This is a genomic window from Flavobacterium palustre (genome assembly GCF_014639535.1).
GTDB classification, from domain to species: domain Bacteria; phylum Bacteroidota; class Bacteroidia; order Flavobacteriales; family Flavobacteriaceae; genus Flavobacterium; species Flavobacterium palustre.
Genome location: NZ_BMGA01000002.1, coordinates 302,899 through 325,542 on the forward strand (window position 1 = coordinate 302,899; position 22,644 = coordinate 325,542).

17 protein-coding genes, 1 tRNA gene and 1 pseudogene are annotated in these 22,644 nt (G+C 34.2%); 8 read left to right on the forward strand and 11 right to left on the reverse strand.

Annotated features, from left to right (window positions below):
- The 3 genes from IEV84_RS06120 to IEV84_RS06130 form a co-directional block, all read right to left on the reverse strand.
- Entirely contained in the window at positions 1 to 1,266 is a 1,266-nt protein-coding gene (locus IEV84_RS06120) for an efflux RND transporter periplasmic adaptor subunit (protein WP_188493412.1), read from the reverse strand.
- A 12-nt stretch (positions 1,267 to 1,278) separates the two neighbouring features.
- The gene (locus tag IEV84_RS06125) at positions 1,279 to 5,595 is read right to left on the reverse strand and encodes a CusA/CzcA family heavy metal efflux RND transporter (RefSeq protein WP_188493413.1); all 4,317 of its coding nucleotides are present in this window, start codon (positions 5,593 to 5,595) and stop codon (positions 1,279 to 1,281) included.
- 96 nt (positions 5,596 to 5,691) lie between these two features.
- On the reverse strand, positions 5,692 to 6,018 hold the full coding sequence (locus IEV84_RS06130) for a DUF6660 family protein (protein ID WP_306451714.1): 327 nt from the start codon (positions 6,016 to 6,018) through the stop codon (positions 5,692 to 5,694).
- Positions 6,019 to 6,314: 296 nt separating this feature from the next.
- On the opposite strand from IEV84_RS06130, the gene IEV84_RS06135 reads away from it, so the two are divergent.
- From IEV84_RS06135 to IEV84_RS06145, 3 genes are read left to right on the forward strand one after another with little or no spacing between them, the layout of a single operon-like run.
- Complete coding sequence (locus IEV84_RS06135; RefSeq protein ID WP_188493415.1) at positions 6,315 to 7,514, forward strand: di-heme oxidoredictase family protein; 1,200 nt, start codon at positions 6,315 to 6,317, stop codon at positions 7,512 to 7,514.
- Positions 7,515 to 7,516: 2 nt separating this feature from the next.
- Positions 7,517 to 7,957, forward strand: coding sequence for a QcrA and Rieske domain-containing protein (locus tag IEV84_RS06140; protein WP_188493416.1), 441 nt, complete (start codon positions 7,517 to 7,519; stop codon positions 7,955 to 7,957).
- Positions 7,954 to 9,177 (forward strand): hypothetical protein, encoded by a 1,224-nt coding sequence (locus IEV84_RS06145; RefSeq protein WP_188493417.1) that lies wholly within the window; start codon positions 7,954 to 7,956, stop codon positions 9,175 to 9,177. Before IEV84_RS06140 ends, IEV84_RS06145 begins: the two co-directional genes overlap by 4 nt.
- Before the next feature lie 43 nt (positions 9,178 to 9,220).
- Here IEV84_RS06145 and IEV84_RS06150 read toward each other — a convergent pair whose 3' ends face one another.
- A complete protein-coding gene (locus IEV84_RS06150; RefSeq protein WP_188493418.1) occupies positions 9,221 to 10,468 on the reverse strand; it encodes a site-specific integrase in 1,248 nt (415 codons plus the stop codon).
- A gap of 272 nt (positions 10,469 to 10,740) precedes the next feature.
- Positions 10,741 to 10,815 (reverse strand) — tRNA-Val (locus IEV84_RS06155).
- Between the two features lie 210 nt (positions 10,816 to 11,025).
- Between IEV84_RS06155 and IEV84_RS06160 the strand changes: the two genes are divergently transcribed.
- The gene (locus tag IEV84_RS06160; protein ID WP_188493419.1) at positions 11,026 to 12,813 is read left to right on the forward strand and encodes an ABC transporter ATP-binding protein; all 1,788 of its coding nucleotides are present in this window, start codon (positions 11,026 to 11,028) and stop codon (positions 12,811 to 12,813) included.
- 69 nt (positions 12,814 to 12,882) lie between these two features.
- On the opposite strand, the gene ettA is transcribed toward IEV84_RS06160, so the two are convergent.
- The 4 genes and pseudogenes from ettA to holA form a co-directional block, all read right to left on the reverse strand.
- Positions 12,883 to 14,577 (reverse strand): energy-dependent translational throttle protein EttA, encoded by a 1,695-nt coding sequence (gene ettA, locus IEV84_RS06165; RefSeq protein ID WP_188493420.1) that lies wholly within the window; start codon positions 14,575 to 14,577, stop codon positions 12,883 to 12,885.
- Positions 14,578 to 14,644: 67 nt separating this feature from the next.
- Positions 14,645 to 15,037: pseudogene (locus IEV84_RS06170) on the reverse strand (four helix bundle protein).
- A 34-nt stretch (positions 15,038 to 15,071) separates the two neighbouring features.
- On the reverse strand, positions 15,072 to 15,254 hold the full coding sequence (locus IEV84_RS06175; protein ID WP_026713689.1) for a CAL67264 family membrane protein: 183 nt from the start codon (positions 15,252 to 15,254) through the stop codon (positions 15,072 to 15,074).
- A 58-nt stretch (positions 15,255 to 15,312) separates the two neighbouring features.
- Complete coding sequence (holA, locus tag IEV84_RS06180) at positions 15,313 to 16,317, reverse strand: DNA polymerase III subunit delta (protein WP_188493421.1); 1,005 nt, start codon at positions 16,315 to 16,317, stop codon at positions 15,313 to 15,315.
- 80 nt (positions 16,318 to 16,397) lie between these two features.
- On the opposite strand from holA, the gene IEV84_RS06185 reads away from it, so the two are divergent.
- The 3 genes from IEV84_RS06185 to IEV84_RS06195 all read left to right on the forward strand — a co-directional run bounded on the left by IEV84_RS06185 (position 16,398) and on the right by IEV84_RS06195 (position 18,754).
- A complete protein-coding gene (locus IEV84_RS06185) occupies positions 16,398 to 16,841 on the forward strand; it encodes a type I restriction enzyme HsdR N-terminal domain-containing protein (protein ID WP_188493422.1) in 444 nt (147 codons plus the stop codon).
- A gap of 18 nt (positions 16,842 to 16,859) precedes the next feature.
- Entirely contained in the window at positions 16,860 to 17,849 is a 990-nt protein-coding gene (locus IEV84_RS06190; RefSeq protein ID WP_188493423.1) for a glycosyltransferase family 2 protein, read from the forward strand.
- A 74-nt stretch (positions 17,850 to 17,923) separates the two neighbouring features.
- Positions 17,924 to 18,754, forward strand: a complete 831-nt coding sequence (locus IEV84_RS06195; protein ID WP_188493424.1) for an OmpA/MotB family protein — start codon at positions 17,924 to 17,926, stop codon at positions 18,752 to 18,754.
- Between the two features lie 111 nt (positions 18,755 to 18,865).
- Here IEV84_RS06195 and IEV84_RS06200 read toward each other — a convergent pair whose 3' ends face one another.
- Together IEV84_RS06200 and IEV84_RS06205 are read right to left on the reverse strand one after the other, a co-directional pair.
- Positions 18,866 to 19,486: an L-threonylcarbamoyladenylate synthase gene (locus IEV84_RS06200; protein ID WP_188493425.1), complete on the reverse strand. Its 621-nt coding sequence runs from the start codon at positions 19,484 to 19,486 to the stop codon at positions 18,866 to 18,868.
- 100 nt (positions 19,487 to 19,586) lie between these two features.
- Entirely contained in the window at positions 19,587 to 21,920 is a 2,334-nt protein-coding gene (locus IEV84_RS06205) for an ATP-dependent helicase (protein ID WP_188493426.1), read from the reverse strand.
- Between the two features lie 198 nt (positions 21,921 to 22,118).
- Between IEV84_RS06205 and IEV84_RS06210 the strand changes: the two genes are divergently transcribed.
- Entirely contained in the window at positions 22,119 to 22,640 is a 522-nt protein-coding gene (locus tag IEV84_RS06210) for a DUF7935 family protein (protein WP_188493427.1), read from the forward strand.
- Positions 22,641 to 22,644: the final 4 nt, after the last annotated feature.

Genomic DNA, 22,644 nt, shown 5'->3' on the forward strand with positions numbered 1-22,644 from the left:
TTAATGATCGTGCTCTCCGCCACCTTTCATAGCTGCCAATAAATAAAAAGCACCTTTGATTACAATTTTTGCATTAGCAGGTAATTCATTAACCAATTTGACTTCGGTATATCCTAAATCTGTAGTTCCTGGGACAACCTCGATGGCTTTGAAGTGAACTTCATTATGACCTTCTTCTTCACCTTCAACGTGTTCAGAATGAGCTTCATCTTTTTTGGGATTATGTGCTTCTTCTTTTGCTTTTGGTGCTTCTTCTTGATGTTCTTCTTGAATATAAATGTAATATTTATCTCCATTTCTAACGATAGCATCTTTTGGCAACGCTTGAACCGTTTGATTTGTGATATTGATATTGGCAGAAACATACATCCCTGAAATTAAATCCTTGGAATCAGCCGGATTTATTTTGGCGTGAACTGCGACAGTTTTACTTTCGTTTGAAAATGATTTATTGATACCAAATATTTTTCCTTTGATGGATTTATTACCTTGGTTTGTTAAGATAAAATCTATAGTTTGTCCCACAGAAATAGAACCTAAATCTTTTTCATACACATTCAAATCCAAATGCATTTGGCTATTATCAACCACTTCAAAAAGGGTTGTTCCTGTTTCAGCATATGCTCCTTTGGCAATACTTATTTTTCCAACATAGCCCGATATTGGTGAAACTATTGGCACTAAACTTGATCCAGATGTGTTCATATTCAAGGCTTGCAATTTGTTTTTTGCTGCTTTTGCTCTTGCTCTTTCTACAGCTAATTTTGCCTTTACTTCCTGAAGCACTTTTCTAGGATTTACATTTTCATCACTCAATGTTTTCTGACGATTGTATTCTAATTGCAAGTATTCGATATTAGCAATAGCCGAATTATAATCTTCCTGCATTTCAACTACTTCCAAATTCTGAATAGTAGCCAGTACTTTTCCTTTGTTGACAAATGTACCTTCCAGAACCAAAATATCTTTAACCGTTCCGCCAATTAAGGTAGATATATTTGCCATATTTTGTGGTGGAACTGTAGTGTAGCCATTGGCTTTTATCACTAAATTAAGATTCCTGTTTTCTAAAGAACCTGTTTGAATACCAACTGTTTTAAATTGTGCAGCAGTTAATACCACTTCGGTTTCGGATTTCTCCTCTTCGTGAGCTTCTTCCGTTTTCTTTTCTCCACAAGAATTTAGAGTTAAGAGAATAGAAAACAGAAAAAAGAGATTGAATAAATAGCCTAGTTTGTTATTTTGTTTTAAAAATATATTTTTCATTATTGAGAAATTTTAGTTGTTAGAAATGGATGGAAATTGCAATTGAATAGCACTTTGATTGTAAGCATTAGTAGCTTCGGCATTTTGCTTTTTGATGTCAATAGCCTGATTGAGGAAACTGATGTATGACCAATAACTCATATCACCATTAGCATAACTCTTTTGAGCTGTAGCAATGATTTGTTCTGCATATTGCAAACCTTCCTTTTGATAATAGTCTAATGCCTTTTGTTGCTTATCAAAATCATTTTTCAATTCCTGCATTTTCAATTTCAAAGCCAGTTTGTTTTTATCTAATTCTAATTGTGATTGTGAAATACTTATGGCGGATGCTTTAGCTTTAGCCGAATTTACACCACCAAATAAAGGAATTTGTAAACCAGCGGTAAATCCTTGAAAATAAGATTTGGTATCAATCGTTTGCCCAAAATAGCCCAATCCTAACTTTGGTGTTCGCAATGTTTTAAATGTATTTGCTTCTTTCTGATACACCGAAATTTGTTGTGTGTAATAATCACTCACTAAATTTTCTGCTTTTGACTGGCTTTCATTCGATTGCATTGAAAACTGCATTGGTGTTGTATTATCGGGAACAATATTTTCTTCGGTTTGAATAAAAAACTGCAATTGCTTTTGATAAATAGCTAAATCAAATTCGAGTTGGGCTTGTTGTGTTTCAATTTCTTTCGATTTTGCTTTGGCACTAATTACTTCAATTTTTCCGCTTTCTCCAGTTTCAAAACGAAGCTCCGCATTTTTGAGGAATTTTGAATAAACGGCTAACAAGTCTGTATTTAGTTTTTGAATAGAAACTCCGTATAAATATTGATAGTAGGCAATTGTTACTGCTTTTTCAATTTCATATTCGGATAATGCTTTTCTCTTTTCTGCTAGTTTTACCAATTCTTCCTGTAATTGTCGGTTGGCTTTTGTAATTCTTCCAATCGGAAAATATTGTTGTATGGAAACATTATGGTCGTAATCGACACTATTGAATTGTCCTCCTTGGTATTGCACTTGCAAAGGATCTACTTGCAAAGCTGTTTTTTTAAGAACAGTCTGTTTTTCAATTTCCTTGTCGGCAATTTTCAAATCGATGTTATTTATTTTTGCCATTTCGATTGCTTTTTGTAGTGAAATAGGTTGACTATTTTGAGCAAAAGAAAAGCTGCTTATCAACAAAATAATTAGGGTAATTATTGGTGTTTTCATTTTTTTTCTTCCTTTAATTCCTTTTTCAAATAACAAATAAAGTATTGGTAGAACAATCAGGGTTAATAATGTGGCTGATAATAATCCGCCAATTACAACGGTTGCTAATGGTTTTTGAACTTCAGCTCCGCCGCTTGTGGATAGTGCCATCGGCATAAAGCCTAAAGAAGCTACAGCAGCTGTCATTAAAACTGGGCGTAAACGTGTTTTTGTACCAATTAAAACTCTTTGTAAAGGATCAGTTATTCCTTCTGTTTTAAGCTGATTGAAATAGGAAATTAATACAATTCCGTTCAATACTGCAATTCCAAATAGGGCTATAAATCCAATTCCTGCCGAAATACTAAAAGGCATTCCCCGCATCCACAGTGCAAAAACACCACCAATGGCAGATAGTGGAATAGCTGTAAATATTAATCCCGCTTGTTTGAAACTATTGAAAGTAAAAAATAACAAAACCATTATTAATCCTAATGCAATAGGCAAAGCCACAGAAAGTCTTTTAGTGGCTTCAATCAGGTTTTCAAATTGTCCGCCATAAGTAACATAATACCCAGCAGGAAGTTTGAAATCCTTGTCTAATTTTTGTTGAATTTCCTCGACAACGCTTTTTATGTCTCGACCACGAACGTTTAACCCAACGGTAATTCTACGTTTACCATCCTCACGGCTAACTTGTACAGGTCCTTGTTCATAAGCAACTGTTGCTACTTGTGAGAGCGGCACTTGTTGACCGTTTGGTAATGGAATAAATAAATTACTCACATCAGCAATATCACTACGATTAGCTACATCCATTCTAACCACAACATCAAATCGTTTGCTTTCTTCATAGATTTTACCTGCACTTTCTCCTGCAAAAGAAGAACGCAATATTTGATTGATATCTGAAATATTTAATCCATACAATGCAATTTTGTTGTAATCGTATTTTACCGTTATTTGAGGTAAACCTGTTACTTTATCTGCTTTTAAATCTCCAATTCCTTCAATTTTATTGACTTTGGAAATCAATTCCTTGGCTTTAGCATCCAATATTTCTAAATCATCCCCAAAGATTTTAATAGCAATATCACTTCTGCTTCCAGTCATTAATTCGTTGAAACGCATTTGAATAGGTTGCGAAATTTCTATGGTTGCACCAGGGATGGCTTCCATTTCTTCTTTCATCATATTGGCTAAATCTTCCCAATTATCAGCAGAAGTCCATTCGGATTTGTCTTTTAAAACAATAATCAAATCGCCACTTTCTATTGGCATCGGGTCGGTTGGTATTTCACCACTACCAATTTTGGTTACAATGGTTTTTATTTCAGGGAATTTTGCTTTTAGATTTTTTTCATATTCTGTGGTCGTTTTTACCATTTGCGTAAGCGAACTTCCAGTCATAATGGTAGCGTTTATAGCTAAATCTCCTTCTTCAATAGTAGGAATAAATTCGCCACCCATATTTTTGAAAATTATAATTGCCAGAACAAATAAACCTAATGAAATTGCCAAAACAGCTTTTTTGAAACGCAAAGCTTTATCTAAAAGGGGGGCATATTTTTTTTCAAACCAAACCATCATTCTATCGCTAAAGTTGGGTTTGTGTTCGGTGTTTTTTGATAGAAACATTGCGCTCATCATAGGCACATAAGTCAAAGAAAGAATAAATGCTCCGATTACTGCAAATCCTACTGTCATTGCCATTGGCTTAAACATTTTACCTTCAGTTCCTACTAATGCTAATATTGGCAGGTACACAATTAAAATAATGATTTCTCCGAATGCTGCACTGTTACGGATTTTTGAAGCTGATTTATACACCTCACTATCCATTTCTGCCTGGCTTAAATCTTTTTGTCTTTTAAGTTTTTGCAAATGATGCATTGTAGCTTCGACAATTATAACAGCACCATCGACAATAATTCCAAAATCGATTGCTCCCAAACTCATTAGGTTTCCACTTACTCCAAAATAATTCATTAGTATCACAGCGAAAAGCATCGCTAACGGGATTACAGAAGCTACAATTAATCCAGCTCGTAAATTTCCAAGAAACAGTATCAAAACAAAAATTACAATCAAGGCACCTTCCAGTAAATTTTTTGCAACCGTACCTATCACATTATCTACTAATTTTCCTCTATCTATAAAGGCTTCGGCAACTACACCTTCGGGTAGGCTTTTGTTGATTTGAATCATTTTTTCTTGGATTCTATCTACAACTGCACTTGAATTTGCTCCTTTTAGCATTAAGGCTAATCCAGAAACAATTTCTCCTTTACCGTCTTTAGTAGAAGCTCCATATCTCAGTGAAATTCCTTCTCTAACTTCGGCTACATTTCGTATTAAAATTGGTGAGCCATTTTTATTGTTAACTACAACATTTTCTAAATCTTTGATACCTGTTGCCATACCAACGCCACGGATGAAATAGGCATATTGGTCTTTTTCAATATAGGCTCCACCAGTATTTTGATTGTTTTTTTCAAGAGCTTCAAAAATATCTGTAATAGTTATATTTAAACTGTTGAGCTTATTAGGATTTACAGCGATTTCATATTGTTTTAATTTTCCACCCCAAGTACTTACTTCGGCAACACCTTCAATTCCTTGTAATTGCGGAATAATAATCCAATCTTGAATTGTTCTTAATTTTACCGCATCATATTTGTTTTCATATCCTTTTTTAGCATATACATCATATTGATATATTTCTCCAAGACCTGTAGAAATAGGAGCTAATTCTGGTGAACCTGCATAAGCCGGAATGTTTTCTTTGGCTTGATTCAACCGTTGAAAAATTTGTTCTCTTGCCCAATAAATATCTACATCGTCTTTAAAGACAACTGTAACAACCGATAAGCCGAAACGCGAAATACTGCGAAGTTCGATTACTTTTGGAACTGTTTTTACAGCTTGTTCCAAAGGGTAGGTAATTAATTGTTCTACTTCCTGACTGGCCAAAGTTGGCGCAGTAGTAATAATTTGTACCTGATTATTGGTAACATCCGGCAAGGCATCCAGCGGTAAATTTTTAAGAGAATAACTACCCCAAGCAATAAGCATTAAGGTAAGTAATAGTATAATGAACTTGTTCTTTATACTAAATTGTATGATTTTGTCTAACATTGAAAATATATAATGAATTAGAAATGAGCAAATAGAATATTTGCTAATATTTGTGATAAGGTCACAACTTTCTAACCCGAAATTACTCGGGCATCATTATACTATTTGTGGTGGCTGCCAAATACTTCCGTAGAAATTGGAAGACAAAATTGATTTGTATGTAGGCAATTGTGTTTTAATACCGATAGAAGGTATTGGAAAGTCAATAATTATAGATTGTGAGTAACTTGCCATTTGTGAACCACAGCAGCTGCAAATACAAAATGGCGAGCATAAATCGTGTTCTTTATCGTGAGAATGTTCGTCGTGGTTGGAAGCTAATTCTGTTTTAGTATGCGCAGCACTATTTACTTCTATATCTGCACACGGCAAACACGAAAGTATTAGAAAAATAATTGATAATATGGTGTTTGTAAATTTCACTGCTGTAAAAGTAGCAATTTTTATTTTTATTGTAAATAATTATTTGGAATGGATATAAAAAATAATGCGTAATCCTTCCATCTGTTTTCAACTAATACAATTAGCATATAAAAACTATTATTATAACGCTGTATGCAGTAATTGCTTTTTGCTTATCCTTCATTATTTTGTGATTTAAAAGGGAATTATTTAAGTACTATAAAAATATAACTAATGCACTAGAAAAAAATACTTTAGCAAATACTTTATTATTCTAAATATTTATTTAGTTTTGTCTAAAAATAAAATTTAGAGTAATGAAAATTAAAATTTCACACTTCCCTTTAGTTGCTTTGTTTCTTTTGATTGGTTTAACATCCTGTGAACCTACCTATACTGATATCCCTGCTGATGAGGAAGTTTTAGATGGAACAGTAGAAGGACTAACACACGAAGAATTAGCCCGTTTCTTAAAAGGTGACGTGGCATTCAATGAGGTATTCACACGCGAAACGGGACTTGGACCTACATTTGTTGCGACAAGTTGCATCAGTTGTCATGCCGGTGATGGTAAAGGACATCCTTCTACCACACTTACCCGTTTTGGACAAATTGACGAAACAGGAAATTTATTCCTACACCAAGGAGCACCACAATTACAAAACAGAGGATTACCCGGATTCATGCCTGAACAAATTCCTGCCGGAGCTACTTTTGCTAAGTTTACCCCACCAGCAAATACAGGTTTAGGGTTTATACAATTTGTTACCGATGCTGATATTTTAGCAATGGCAGATCCAAACGACAGTGATGGCGATGGAATATCTGGAGTTCCAAACTGGATAGACATACCTGATTTTGTAATTCCTTCATCAACTGCAATTTCTCAAAATGGGAAATACATAGGTCGTTATGGTAAAAAAGCAGCTGCCCATAGTTTATTACATCAAACTGCAAACGCCTACAACCAAGATATGGGGATAACATCCGTATTCAGACCGATTGATGTATATACGAATCTGGAAATTGACCCTGAAGTAGCCACCAGCACTGTAAATGACGTTGTTTTTTACCTGCAAACATTAAAAGCCCCTATACAACGCAATCAAAATGATGCTATTGTAAAACAGGGAGCAACTGTTTTTAATCAAATCAATTGTACAGGTTGCCATAAATCTGAATTAAAGACAGGTCATTCACCTATTAAAGCTCTTTCCTATAAAACATTTGCTCCTTATACCGATTTATTACTACATGATATGGGAAGCGGTTTAGACGATGGCTATACCGAAGGAAATGCAAAAACGCATGAATGGAGAACCCCTCCTTTATGGGGAATAGGACTTTCTGAAGGTTCTCAGGGCGGAAACCATTTCCTGATGCATGACGGAAGGGCAAGAAGTATTGAAGAAGCCATTTTGATGCATGGTGGTGAAGCAACTAACAGTAAAACAAACTATCTGAAACTTTCTCAATCGGAAAAAGAGGCTTTACTTAAATTTATTAAATCATTGTAATTATGGACAGAAAAGAATTTTTAAAAACCTGTGGTTTTGGTTGTTTAGCCGGAATTACTGCTGCTACTTTTTTACAAAGTTGTAGTTCTTCCCGGGTTTTGGAAAAAGAGATAGTTGATTCTGATATTTTGGTTCCGTTAACTGATTTTGAAATCAAAAACAGCAAAACAACAAAATATAAAAAATACGTAATCATCCAAAACGAAAAACTTCAATATCCTATTTGTGTATATCGTTTTGATACGAATAATTACAGTGCATTATTAATGCAATGTACTCACCAAGGAACCGAATTACAGGTTTTTGGCGATAAATTACAATGTGCGGCACATGGGAGTGAATTTAGTAACAGAGGAAATGTTGAAAATGGTCCCGCTGACAGAAATTTAAGAAACTTTCCAATTACAATAGACAACAACACCCTTAAAATATCATTAAAATGAGATTAAAATTCCTCTACATAACCCTTTTATTTTCCCTAAATTTTTATTCCCAAGTTGATCCTGTTTTGTTAAAAAAAGAACCTGTAAACAGCACAAGGCAATCTTTAAACATGGATGCGGTTTACAACCGTCCTTTTTTAAATATTGGGAAAACCCCCATAGCCGTTGGAGGTTATCTGGAAGCCAATTGGCAACATCTTTATACGGATGGAGTTTCTGAGGGACATCAATTTCAAGCCAGACGATTAACTGTATTTATGTCATCCGCAATCAGTAAACGCGTGAAGTTTTTAAGTGAAATCGAATTTGAAGAAGGTGGAAAGGAAATTGCCATAGAATTTGCCTCTGTCGATGTTGAATTTCATCCCTTGGTTAATTTTAGAGGAGGTATAATCATGAATCCTATTGGGGCTTTCAATCAGAATCATGATGGTCCAAAATGGGAATTTACAGACAGACCCCTTTCAGCAACACAAATGTTACCGAGTACTTTTAGCAATGCAGGTGCTGGTTTTTTTGGAAAAAAATACAAAGACGATTGGATGCTTGGATATGAGGCTTATTTTTCAGGAAGTTTCGATAATTCGATAATTGAAAATACTGAGAATAAAACGTTTCTTCCAGCTGCCAAAAATAATCCGGAACGTTTTGAGGAGATAAATAGCGGAGTACCCTTGTTTACAGGAAAAATAGCTATTCGAAACCTAAAATTGGGAGAGTTGGGACTTTCCTATATGGGAGGGGTTTACAATAAATATCAAGATGACGGTATGATTATAGACAAAAAAAGACGTGTTAGAATTTTTGCTTTAGACTACAATACCACTCTTCCTAAAATTAAAACTTTTATAACATCAGAACTGGCATGGATCAAAGTGGATGTTCCGAGCACCTATGGGCAACAATTTGGCTCTAAACAATTTGGAGGATTTATGGATATTGTTCAGCCATTATTGAAAAAAAATATTTTAGGCTGGGAAAATGCAGTATTAAATCTTGCTTGTCGATTGGAATATGTTGATTGGAATGTTGGACGTTTTAATGAAACTGGTGAAAATATAGGAGACGAAATTTGGAGTGTAATGCCAGCAATAAGTTTCCGCCCGACAGCACAAACCGTTTTTAGATTAAATTACCGTTTTCAAAAACAACGTGATATTTTAGGTAACCCACCGGCAACTACCGATGGATTTAGCCTTGGAGTTTCCACTTATTTTTAGAAATTTCATACTTTTTAGTTTTAACAATTTAACCTTAAAGGTTTTAATTGAATTGTTTTTGCTGCTGAGTAGTTGCATTATTTGAAAATTTATCACGAAGATTTTTCATATCCTCACTTACTTTTTTATCAAGGATTTTAGCATAATGTTGGGTCGTTTGAATATTTTTATGTCCCAACATTTTGCTTACAGTTTCAATAGGAACGCCATTTGTAAGTGTTACAGATGTTGCAAATGTATGTCTTGCCATATGGAAAGTGATTTCTTTTGAAATATCGCATAGATCTCCAATTTCTTTGAGATAAGCATTCATTTTTTGATTGGTCAAAATCGGTAAAATACTATCCTCATTTAAACACTTTGGATGACTGGCATATTTTTGAATTAATTCTTCTGCGATTGGCAGTATAGGGATTTTGGACTTGGTATCGGTTTTCTGGCGGTTTTTGAATATCCATTTCTGTCCATCAATTCCAATTCCAATATGATCTTTCTTCAAACCTTTTACATCAACATAAGCTAAACCGGTGTAACACGAGAATATAAAAATATCCTTAACTAGTGTTAATCGCTCAGATGAAAACCGTTTGTTGTAAATTTTATTAAGCTCTCCTTCAGTAAGAAAATCACGTTCTACTTCTTTCATTTTTCCTTCGTAACGACTGCAAGGATTTTTATCTAACCAATCGTTATCCAAACAGATCTTGATTATTTTTCTGAAATTCCTAACATATTTTACGGCTGTATTGTTATTACATTTTTTAACGCTTCGTAAGTAGAATTCAAATTCGGTTACAAAGGCATAATCAATTTTATTAATGCTTATATCAGCAATATTATATTTCCACAAAATAAATTCTTGCAAGTGTTTCAAAGATATTTTGAAGCGTTCTAATGTACCATAAGCATATCCATTCCCGATAAGTTCTTCAATTTTATCATTGTGATTTTGATAAATTGGAATTATCATTCGCTCACGTTGATGGGTTCCTAGTATTCTTGATTTGAAATTCTCCAGGGATAATTCTTCATTTTTATGGATTAGTTCCATTTGAATATCAAAAACTTTAGATCTCATCAAATCAAGATAGTTATTTATTGTTCTAGCTTCTTCCGAACTACCTTTCATTTTGGATAGTTCTGGAGACCATTTGGATTTTTCAATAAATTTCTTGGAACTAAATTCGAAACGTTGGCCATCAACAGTTAATCGAATATAAATTGGTAATTGTCCAGCTGCATTAGCTTTTGTGGTTTTCGCATAAATGTGTAAAGTGATTTTTGCTTTCATGGTGGTGACCTTTTAATTAGTATTCAATTTAATTTTCTAAAGGATAACAAACAAGATGTACATATTCTGAACAAGTATTGAACTGGTTGTTAGTACGACTGTTTGTAAGGATTGAGAAGATTTAGCGAGACCCTAAATTGTAAATTTTTTAGGGTCTCGATTTTGTCCCTTTCCAATTAAGATTGAATGAATAATTTGGTATATGCACCAAAGAAAAAACCCTATAAATCATAAGATTTATAGGGTTTTGAAACCATTTGTTATTAAACTTGTGGGCGATGAGGGGTTCGAACCCCCGACCCCCTCGGTGTAAACGAGGTGCTCTGAACCAGCTGAGCTAATCGCCCTATTTTGTTGTGCTATCATTGCTGATTGCGAGTGCAAATATACAGCTAGATTTTATATTTGCAAGCATAATTTGAAAATAAATCAATAAAAAATTAAGCTTATTTTCTTTTAAGTTCAAATACAGACTTTTAGCCAAACCAAGGCATAGTATATTTTTTTGCTATCACTGGCTTATAGTAGTACATTTGTATTCTAAAATAAAATTACGGATGGCTAGATACAAAGAAAACAATTTACCCAAATCAAAAATAACCGCTACTTCGCTAACTAAAGCAAAAATTATTTTTAAATACGCCGGTAACAACAGTTGGAAATTCTATGTTGGACTACTTTTTTTATTATTAACTAGTGTCACCGCCCTAGCCTTTCCTAAATTCATGGGAATGCTTGTAGATTGTGTCAATAAAAAAGACGCTTCTTTAGCCAATCAAATTGCTCTGGGACTAGGATTAGTTTTAATATTACAATCAGTGTTTTCATTTTTCAGATTGTACTTATTTGTCAATTTTACAGAAAATACCTTAGCTAATGTTCGATTGGCATTATATACTAATTTGGTTAAACTGCCGATGACTTTCTTCTCTCAAAAAAGAGTTGGCGAACTAAATAGCCGTATCAGTAATGACATCACACAAATTCAGGATACTTTAACGACAACAATTGCTGAATTTCTCCGTCAATTTATATTGATCATCGGAAGTTTTGTAATGTTGGCCAGTATTAATATCAAATTGACCATTATGATGGTTTCTATTGTTCCGTTAGTGGGAGTTGCTGCGGTTCTATTTGGTCGTTATATTCGAAAATATTCCAAAAAAGTTCAGGATCAGGTTGCCGAAAGTCAGGTAGTAGTAGAAGAAACCATGCAGGGAATTAGCATTGTTAAGGCTTTTGCTAACGAATGGTACGAAATTGCCCGCTATAGAACAAAAATCAAAGAAGTTGTCAAAGTTGCCATCAAAGGCGGACAATTAAGAGGATACTTTGCTTCTTTTATCATCATTTGTTTGTTTGGAACAATTGTAGCAGTTGTTTGGTACGGAGTACAATTAAGTATTGCTGGCGAAATTACCGTTGGAGAACTTTTTACCTTTATTTTATACTCCAGTTATGTGGGAGCTTCATCGGGTGGAATTGCCGAATTATACGCTCAGGTTCAAAAAGCGATTGGTGCTACCGAACGCGTTTTCGAATTATTGGACGAAACTCCTGAAAAAATTAGTGCAGTTTCAAATTCAGCTTCAATTGAGAAGATTCAAGGAAATGTAACCTTTAAAAATGTTGCTTTTAGTTATCCATCCAGAAAAGAAATTCAGGTGTTAAAAGATGTGAATTTCACGGCTGCTTTTGGACAAAAAATAGCCATTGTAGGACCTAGTGGTGTTGGAAAATCTACTATTGCTTCTCTCCTATTGCGCTTTTATGATATTGATAGTGGAACGATTCTTATTGACAATAAAAACATTTATGATTACGATTTAGAAAATCTTCGTGGTAATATGAGTATTGTGCCTCAGGATGTAATTTTATTTGGCGGAACTATAAAAGAGAATATCGCTTACGGAAAACCAAATGCAACCGATGAAGAAATTTTATTAGCTGCCAAACAGGCTAATGCTTTGAATTTTATTGAAAGTTTCCCGGAAAAATTCGAAACTATTGTAGGCGAAAGAGGAATCAAGCTTTCCGGCGGTCAAAGGCAACGTATTGCGATTGCACGTGCTTTACTTAAAAATCCAAGTATTTTAATTTTGGACGAAGCTACTTCATCATTAGATAGTGAAAGTGAAAAACTGGTTCAGGAAGCCTTAGAAATTTTGATGGAAGGAAGAACGAGTATTATTATTGCACATCGTCTGTCAACTATTCGTTCAGCCGATCAGATTTTAGTAATTGACAATGGAGTGATTAGCGAACAAGGTACACACTCTGAATTGATTGCCTTAGAAAACGGAATTTATAAAAACCTGAGTAATCTTCAGTTTAGTCATTCGTAAAAAAAATAACTAATACAAAAAAAGGGATGACTAAGAATCATCCCTTTTTTATTGGCTTTATCAGAAGAATTACCCTCTGATTAATTTTCTGTATTTCAAACGTTTTGGAGTCAAATCGCCACCAAGACGTTTCTTTTTATTCTCTTCATATTCAGTAAAACTTCCTTCGAAGAAATATACTTCAGAATTCCCTTCAAAAGCTAAGATATGCGTACAAATACGGTCTAAGAACCATCTGTCGTGCGAAATTACCACAGCACATCCTGCAAAATTTTCCAAACCTTCTTCTAATGCACGAAGCGTATTTACGTCCAAATCATTTGTTGGCTCATCCAGTAACAATACGTTTCCTTCTTCTTTCAAAGTCATTGCCAGGTGTAAACGGTTACGCTCTCCACCAGAAAGCATAGACACTTTCTTATTTTGTTCACCTCCACCAAAGTTAAAACGACTTAAATAAGCACGGGAATTCACCTGACGACCACCCATCATGATCAATTCCTGACCATCGGCAAAGTTTTCCCAAATAGATTTGTTAGGATCAATATTCGAATGCGACTGATCTACATAAGCAATTTTTACAGTTTCCCCTACTGAGAATTCTCCACTGTCCGTTTCTTGTTCTCCCATAATCATTCTGAAAATAGTCGATTTACCGGCTCCATTCGGACCAATAACCCCAACAATTCCGGCCTGTGGAAGTGTGAAATTCAAATTATCGTACAATAATTTTTCACCAAAAGCTTTGGCTACGTTTTTAGCTTCGATAACATTGGTTCCTAAACGAGGTCCATTTGGAATATAAATTTCTAATTTTTCATCCAATTGTTTTTGGTCTTCGTTCAACAACTTATCATAGTTCTGCAAACGTGCTTTTTGTTTTGTCTGACGGCCTTTAGCTCCCTGACGTACCCAATCCAGCTCACGCTCTAAAGTTTTTCTTCTTTTAGAAGCTGTTTTTTCTTCTTGCTCTAAACGTTTTGATTTTTGATCTAACCATGAAGAGTAATTTCCTTTCCACGGAATACCTTCTCCTCTATCCAATTCTAAAATCCAACCTGCAACATTATCTAAGAAATAACGGTCGTGCGTAACGGCAATTACAGTTCCTGAATATTGTGCCAAATGTTGTTCCAACCAAAGTACAGATTCCGCATCCAAGTGGTTGGTAGGCTCATCCAATAACAATACATCAGGTTGCTTCAACAACAAACGACATAAAGCTACACGACGACGCTCTCCTCCCGAAAGGTTCTTGATAGGCGTATCTCCATCCGGTGTACGCAAAGCATCCATGGCGATTTCTAATTTAGTATCGATTTCCCAGGCTCCCAAAGCATCAATTTTATCCTGTAAAACTGACTGACGCTCCATCAACTTATCCATTTTATCCGGATCTGAATAGTTTTCTTCAAGACCAAATAAATCATTGATTTTATTGTATTCTTCCAATACTGCCATTGTTTCGGCAACACCTTCCTGAACTACTTCTAAAACGGTTTTAGAATCGTCCAAAATAGGTTCCTGCTCTAAATATCCAACTGTATAACCCGGTTGAAAAACAACATCTCCCTGATAGTTTTTATCAACTCCTGCAATAATTTTTAAAAGAGAAGATTTACCCGAACCATTAAGACCCAAAATACCAATTTTAGCTCCGTAAAAGAAACTCAAATAGATGTTTTTAAGAACAGGTTTATCTGCTCCCTGATAGGTTTTACTCAATTTTTGCATTGAGAATATTACTTTCTTATCGTCTGACATAATATAAAGTTTGTTGTTTATTGTTCGTTGTTTATAGTTTGTTTATCTGCTACAAACTTATTCTTTATTATTGTTTAAATTTTAATCCTTTGATTTCACAATTATTCAAATAGTTCATCATTGAACCTATTTTGTTTTTTTCAATTTCAACCATTTCATTTAATTTCAAATGTTGCTCTTCTGAAATTAGTTTTTTATCAAAAGCTCTGTAAGATTGGGATTTTACTTCTCCAGCTGAACCTTTTGCAATACTCAAAAATTGTATAAATTCTCTATTTCCGTTTCTTTCAAATCCTTCTGCAATATTATCCATTATTGAACCTGAACTTCTGTCTATTTGATCTTTTAATGAATAGTTTGTTTTTAAAGTTGTTGTTTGAATTAATAATTCGACATATTAACATATCTCTCTGGCTTTTTGCCAAATTTCTAAATCTTCAAATTTTGATATCGTTGCCATAACTACAAACTATTAACTACAAACCAAAAACACTTTACACCCTTCCTTTTAAAGAACTAAAAACCCAGGCAATGGCAAAAAAACCAATTCCTACGGCTGCAAATCCAATTCCCGAAACATCGCGATATTTAAAGATACCAAGAGCAATTAATATCAATCCCATTACAATCATTATAAATGTAGCCCATCCTAAGATGGTATTCTTATTCATTCCCATTGTTGTTGTGGTATTTTAGTTTAGTTTTTAGAACTGCAAATATCGTTAATTTATAATGCTAATTAAAAATATGATACAGCATTTCTTTTAATAAATCGGCATTAGACAACGCATTAGCACCTACTCCCTTGCTTTTAACATCAATTTCTCTCAAAGCAGCCACAATTTGACTTACTTTTCGCATAGGATAATTTTTCAAAGCTAAATCATACTCTTTTAAGAAAAAAGGATTCACACCTAAAACCGCAGCTACATTCTTAGGATTTTTATCTTTTAATCCATGGTATTTTAATAATTGTACAAAGAAACCAAAAACTAAACTTGTGGTTACCACCATGGGATTTTCTTTTGGATTACTGGCAAAATTTTCGGCTATAGTATAAGCTTTCAGTTGATTGCGTTCTCCAATGGCTTTTCGCAATTCAAATACATTGAAATCCTTAGAAAAACCAATATTTTCTTCAATGTCTTTTGGCGAAATAGTACTTCCTTTGGGTAAAATAATCTGTAGTTTTTCCAATTCATTATTGATTTTACTCAAATCGGTTCCTAAAAACTCCACCAGCATTGCAGCAGCTTTGGGCTCAATGGCATATTTTTTTCCTGATAAAACCCTTTTTATCCAATCGCCAACCTGGTTTTCATACAGTTTTTTACTTTCATAAACGACTCCGTTCTTTGCTATTGCTTTAGTAACTTTTTTTCGTTTATCTAATGTTTTGTATTTGTAACAAAAAACCAAAACAGTCGAAAGCATCGGATTTTCTACATATGCTTCTAATTTATCGATAGTCTTAGTCAAATCCTGCGCTTCTTTTACAATCACTACCTGACGCTCCGCCATCATTGGGTAACGTTTTGCTGTGGAAACAATATCTTCTACAGAAACATCTCTACCGTACATCACCGTTTGATTGAATCCTTTTTCGTCTTCCGATAAAACATTTTCTTCGATATAATCCGATAATTTATCAATATAATAAGGTTCTTCCCCCATCAGGAAATAAATAGGTTTGATATTCCCCGCTTTTATATCATTTACAATTTTTATGACTTCGTCCATTTTTTAGAATGCAGATTTTAGATTTCAGATTTCAAATTTGAAAAACTGCAATCTTTAAACTTATTTAATATTTTTGCATCATGCAAAATCTCAATTTCCCTTCTTATTCTTTTCGTTTCAAAAATAGCGAAAATAAAGTGTCTATTTTTGATGAAATCAGGAAAAAATTCATCATTCTCACACCTGAAGAATGGGTTCGTCAACATGTAGTTCGCTTTTTATTAGAAGAAAAACAATATCCTAAATCCTTAATCAACGTCGAAAAAGTGTTATTGGTCAACGGATTAAGAAAAAGATACGATGTTGTGGTATTTAACACTGACGGTTCTATTAATATTTTAGTAGAATGTAAAGCTCCGGAAGTCAAAATTACACAAGGAACTTTTGACCAAATTGCACGTTATAATATGACAATGAAATCCAATTTTTTGATGGTAAGCAATGGATTGAATCATTATTTTTGCCAAATGGATTATGAGAATGAAAAATACCAATTTCTAGCTGCACTTCCCGATTATAATTAAGTAAACAAAAAACAGACTTTGAAAAAAATAGCCGTTGTTATCCTCAATTGGAATGGAGTTCAATTACTGGAACAATTTTTACCTTCTGTCGTTCAATATTCTCCTGAAGCTGAGATTTATGTTGCCGATAATGCTTCCACTGACGATTCTATTTCCTTTATAGAGACACATTTTCCAACTGTAAAAATTGTAAAAAATTCAGGTAATTTTGGCTTTGCCAAAGGTTACAACGAAGCTCTACAACATATTGATGCAGAAATTTATGCCTTAGTAAATTCAGATATTGAAGTGACTGAAAATTGGTTGAAACCTATTTTAGAAAATTTCGAAAACGAAGCTGACACAGCAATCATCCAACCTAAATTATTAGATTTTAAAAACAAAGAATATTTCGAATACGCTGGTGCTGCCGGTGGTTTTATTGATAAATATGGTTATCCGTATTGTCGTGGGCGCATTTTTGAAACTATTGAAAAAGATAACGGACAATACAATGATGCCTGTGAAATAAGCTGGGCTTCGGGAGCCTGTTTTTTTATCCGAAGCCAAGTGTACCATGAATTAAAAGGTTTTGATGCCGATTTTTTTGCGCATCAGGAAGAAATTGATTTGTGTTGGAGAGCTAAAAACAAAGGCTACACCATTAAATACAATTCCAATTCGGTGGTTTATCATGTAGGTGGTGCGACTTTGCAACAGGGAAATCCGAAGAAAACCTTTTTAAACTTCCGAAATTCATTATTAATGTTGGTAAAAAATCTACCTAAAGAGCAATTATATTCTGTTTTATTTATTCGAATGTTACTGGATGGAATAGCCGGAATTCATTTTATTTTTCAAGGAAAATTCACTCATTTTTTAGCTATTTTAAAAGCTCATGCTTCTTTTTATTCCTTATTTTCAAAAACTTATAAAAAAAGAGGGGATTTTCAATCGAGATCATACTATACCCTTAAAAGCGTCGTTATTAGTTACTATGTAAATAATGGCAAGGTCTTTGCGAAATAATTTAACAATAATTTATATTTACATTCTAAACATTAAAAACTAAATTTGTAAAAACTCAAAAACTAATAAAATTTATGAAAAAAGTTGTAATTGCCCTTTCGGTACTCGCTCTTTTAACTTCTTGTGTATCTAAAAAGAAATACGCAGCTTTAGAAGCCAAAAACAAAGAAACTCAGGATTTATTAAACACTGCTACAGTAAAATTAAATTCTTGCCTTGAAGAAAAAGCAGGGCTTACAGCGAGAGTTGAAGGTTTAAAAGAGCAAAATCAAGGTTTAATCAGTACATCAAAAGATTTGACTATGTTAACAGCTAAAGGTGCTGAAAACTTAGAAAAATCATTAGAAAGCTTAAAAGAAAAAGATCTTAAAATATCAAGACTTCAGGATGCTTTAACCAGAAAAGACAGTGTTACACTTGCTGTTGTAACCAGCTTAAAAAGCGTAGTAGGATTGAACGATGAAGATATCGAAATCAATGTTGAAAAAGGAGTAGTATTTATCTCTATTTCTGATAAAATGTTGTTTAAAACAGGTAGTTATAATGTAACTGACAGAGCAAAAAGCGTTTTAGCTAAAGTTGCTAAGGTAGTTAACGACAAACCAGATTTTGAATGTATGGTTGAAGGTCATACTGATAATGTTCCTTACATTGGAAACGGAGTTCTATTGGACAACTGGGATTTAAGTGTGAAACGTTCTACTTCTATCATCCGTGTGTTGACAAACGAATTAGGAGTGAAACCAGAACAATTAGTTGCTGCAGGTAGAAGTTCTTATGTTCCTTTAGTACCAAACACTTCTGCTGAAAACAGAGCTAAAAACAGAAGAACACGTATTCTTGTTTTACCTAAAATTGACCAATTCTACGATATGGTTGAAAAAGAAATGAAAAAACAAAAATAATCTGTTTTAGATTTCATTATAAAAAAAACGTCCCAAATATTGGGACGTTTTTTTTATGCTTTTTAATTTCTATTATTTTTTAAATAAGTAGCCTTCTTCCAACTTCTAACTTTATAAAATATCCAAACTTCCTTTTCCTTCACGAACTACCTCCGGTTCATGACCTGATAAGTCAATAATGGTTGAAGCTACATTATCTCCATAACCGCCATCAATAACCATATCAACTAAATTTTGCCATTTTTCAAAAATCAATTCCGGGTCAGTGGTGTATTCCACCACATCATCTTCGTCACGAATAGACATAGTTACAATAGGATTCCCAAGTTGTCTTACAATTTCCAGCGTTATATTATTTTCAGGCACACGAATACCTACAGTAGTTTTCTTTTTAAATTCTTTTGGTAAATTATTATTTCCCGGTAAAATAAAAGTATAAGGTCCCGGCAAAGCTCTTTTTAAAATTTTAAAAGTAGCCGTATCTATTTGCTTGACATAATCCGAAAGATTACTCAAATCATGGCAAATAAAAGAAAACTTCGCTTTTTCCAGTTTTACTCCTTTAATTTTTGCAATACGTTCCAAGGCTCTGGAATTAGTAATATCACAACCTAAACCATAAACAGTATCTGTTGGATAAATTACCAAACCACCATCTTTTAAAACCTTAACCACCTTAGCAATCGCTGCTTCAGAAGGTTTGTCTTCGTATATTTTTATAAATTCTGCCATTTTGTGTTTTTATTTCTTAGAGCATTACTAAAGTTATGAAAATCTAGTAAAAGATTAGGTGTTTTCTGTCTTCTAAATTCTGCTGACTGCAGTCTCAAGTTTACCCAATAACATCCAACTTCGCAAATCGAAGTAAAAGCTTTTTGATACCTCCTACTTCAAATTTAATCTCCGCCTTTTTATCAGCACCTACACCTTCTAAATTGATTACCTGTCCACGACCAAAACGTTCGTGCATGACAATATTTCCAGCAGTTAATTGATTATCAAATAAGTTAGCAGCCCCTGAAGGCGCATTAGACGAAACCGGTTTTAATTTTCGAATGAGTGCATCCGGTTTAGGTTGGTTATCGGTAATGTATTTTGGAGGTGTTGAACTCACCGGTTTTGCCAAACGTAATTTAGACTTATCCACATCTCCAAAAACATCCTTATCAATCATCGGTTTGAAACGATAATTACTTTCGGCTGGTGTTAGGTATTCCAAATACTGACCGTCGATTTCTTCAATAAAACGCGATGGTTCACTATCGGTTAGTTTTCCCCAGCGGTAACGGGATTGTGCATAAGTCAAATAGGCCTGATGTTCTGCCCTTGTCAAAGCCACATAAAACAATCGACGCTCTTCCTCTAATTCCGAACGCGTACTCATACTCATTGCCGACGGAAACAAATCTTCTTCCATTCCTACTACAAAAACATGAGGGAATTCCAGTCCTTTTGCCAGGTGAATGGTCATCAAAGCCACACGGTCTTCATCACCGGTATCTTTGTCTAAATCAGTTGCCAAAGCCACATCTTCTAAAAATTCAGCCAATGAACCTCTGGCTCCATCCACTTCCTTTTGACCTTCGGTAAAATCTTTAATACCGTTTAATAATTCTTCAATATTTTGAATTCTGGCCATTCCTTCCGGCGTAGCATCTTTCTTTAATTCCTGAACCAATCCAGTTTTTTTAGAAACATGATCGGTAAGATAAAAAGCATCCTGATTTTCGTTAATCACCTGAAAACTCTGAATCATTGTCACAAAATCATTTAGTTTTTGTTTCGTTCCTGAGTTCAGTTTCAAATCAATACGATCAATGTTCTGCATTACTTCAAATATCGATCTTTTGTAATGATTAGCCGCAACAGTCAATTTTTCAATTGTAGTATCCCCTATTCCACGAGCCGGATAATTAATTACACGTACCAGAGCCTCTTCGTCTTTTGGATTAATCACTAATCGCAAATAACATAAAACATCTTTGATTTCTTTTCTTTGGTAAAAAGATAATCCTCCATAAATGCGATACGGAATATCCCGCTTGCGCAAAGCATCCTCCATGGCTCTCGATTGTGCATTGGTTCGATACAAAATTGCAAAATGCCCATTGTTCATTTGGTTTTGCATTTTTTGTTCGAAAATAGTACTGGCAACAAAGCGACCTTCTTCGGCATCTGTCAAACTGCGATGCACTTTTATTTTTGGACCAAACTCATTAGCAGTCCAAACCACTTTCTCCAGTTTGGTTTTATTGTGTTCCATCACCGTATTGGCAGCTTCCACAATATTTCGGGACGAACGGTAATTTTGTTCCAATCTATAAGTTTGAACTCCCTGATAATCTTTTTGGAAATTCAAAATATTATTGATGTTGGCACCTCGGAAAGCATAAATACTTTGCGCATCATCACCTACCACGCAGATATTCTGAAATTTATCCGATAAAGCACGAACAATTAAATATTGCGAATGATTCGTATCCTGGTACTCATCCACCAAAATATAACGAAAACGATTTTGATATTTGGCTAAAACGTCAGGGAAACGGGTCAGTAATTCGTTAGTTTTCAAAAGTAAATCATCAAAATCCATCGCTCCCGATTTGAAACAACGATCTACATAAGCCTGATAAATTTCACCCATTCTCGGCTTCTTAGCCATAGCATCGGCTTCCTGTAAATCGGGATCATTAAAATAGGCTTTTACCGTAATCAAACTATTTTTAAAAGTCGAAATTCGGCTTAAAACCTGTTTTGGTTTATAAATATCTCTGTCTAGTTGCATTTCTTTGATAATTCCCGAAATTGCCCTCAATGAATCCTGAGAATCATAAATAGTAAAATTAGAAGGATAACCTAATTTATCCGCTTCCGAACGTAAAATCTTAGCAAAAATAGAGTGAAAAGTCCCCATCCAAAGGTTTTTTGCCTCGCTGGCACCAACAATATCAGCAATACGATTTTTCATCTCACGAGCCGCCTTATTGGTAAATGTAAGCGACAAAATATTAAAAGCATCGATTCCCTGATGCATCAAATAAGCAATTCTGATGGTTAACACACGGGTTTTTCCGGAACCGGCACCGGCAATAATAATCATTGGGCCGTCTTTTTGCAATACTGGTGCGCGTTGTGCTTCGTTGAGTTGTGAAATATATTGTTGCATTACTTTTTTCTATTTATGCAAAAATAAGTATTTACGGGGATTTATTAGACAAAGATTCTCAAAGTAACACAGAGAAACGCAAAGTTTTTTTTAACCTAAAACTAATACTTTCCTTTACGAAATTTTATGTCATTTCTTAGCGAATATTTGCGGAATAATTCTAAAAGTATATTTTTGCTTTCAAAATTTTATACCCAAATGAACGCAACAAACATCATCGAAATAGTAGCTTATACAATTCCTTCAATAATCACAGGCGGAGTTGCTTATTTTTTATTCAATTCGCATTTTAAAGACCAGCAAAACACCCGACGCTGGTTATTGCAAAAAGACAATCAAAAAACAGCTTTACCCTTGCGTTTACAGGCTTATGAAAGAATGACTCTGTTGATGGAACGTATTAATCCCTCACAATTAATGGTGCGTATTAATCCGGTTTCAACTGATAAAAGCGATTATGCTAATTATGTAATTGCTCATATCGAACAGGAATTTGAACACAATATTGCGCAGCAAATTTATGTTTCAGACAAATGCTGGACAGTTATTTTAACGGCTAAAAACGCCTCGATACAAATGATTCGCTTAGCGGCTAAAAACGAAAAAATAAGCAATGCTGATGAATTGAGAACATTTGTAATCAGCGAATTATTAGAAAAAACATCACCAAGTAATACAGCTTTAGCATTCCTGAAAAATGAAGTAGCCGAATTGTGGTAAATAG

Bases quoted from the DNA above. Each gene is read 5' to 3' on its own strand.
- IEV84_RS06120 (WP_188493412.1), bottom strand. From the start codon at position 1,266: ATGAAAAATATATTTTTAAAACAAAATAACAAACTAGGCTATTTATTC.
- IEV84_RS06125 (WP_188493413.1), bottom strand. From the start codon at position 5,595: ATGTTAGACAAAATCATACAATTTAGTATAAAGAACAAGTTCATTATA.
- IEV84_RS06135 (WP_188493415.1), top strand. From the start codon at position 6,315: ATGAAAATTAAAATTTCACACTTCCCTTTAGTTGCTTTGTTTCTTTTG.
- IEV84_RS06140 (WP_188493416.1), top strand. From the start codon at position 7,517: ATGGACAGAAAAGAATTTTTAAAAACCTGTGGTTTTGGTTGTTTAGCC.
- IEV84_RS06145 (WP_188493417.1), top strand. From the start codon at position 7,954: ATGAGATTAAAATTCCTCTACATAACCCTTTTATTTTCCCTAAATTTT.
- IEV84_RS06150 (WP_188493418.1), bottom strand. From the start codon at position 10,468: ATGAAAGCAAAAATCACTTTACACATTTATGCGAAAACCACAAAAGCT.
- IEV84_RS06160 (WP_188493419.1), top strand. From the start codon at position 11,026: ATGGCTAGATACAAAGAAAACAATTTACCCAAATCAAAAATAACCGCT.
- ettA (WP_188493420.1), bottom strand. From the start codon at position 14,577: ATGTCAGACGATAAGAAAGTAATATTCTCAATGCAAAAATTGAGTAAA.
- IEV84_RS06175 (WP_026713689.1), bottom strand. From the start codon at position 15,254: ATGGGAATGAATAAGAATACCATCTTAGGATGGGCTACATTTATAATG.
- holA (WP_188493421.1), bottom strand. From the start codon at position 16,317: ATGGACGAAGTCATAAAAATTGTAAATGATATAAAAGCGGGGAATATC.
- IEV84_RS06185 (WP_188493422.1), top strand. From the start codon at position 16,398: ATGCAAAATCTCAATTTCCCTTCTTATTCTTTTCGTTTCAAAAATAGC.
- IEV84_RS06195 (WP_188493424.1), top strand. From the start codon at position 17,924: ATGAAAAAAGTTGTAATTGCCCTTTCGGTACTCGCTCTTTTAACTTCT.
- IEV84_RS06200 (WP_188493425.1), bottom strand. From the start codon at position 19,486: ATGGCAGAATTTATAAAAATATACGAAGACAAACCTTCTGAAGCAGCG.
- IEV84_RS06205 (WP_188493426.1), bottom strand. From the start codon at position 21,920: ATGCAACAATATATTTCACAACTCAACGAAGCACAACGCGCACCAGTA.
- IEV84_RS06210 (WP_188493427.1), top strand. From the start codon at position 22,119: ATGAACGCAACAAACATCATCGAAATAGTAGCTTATACAATTCCTTCA.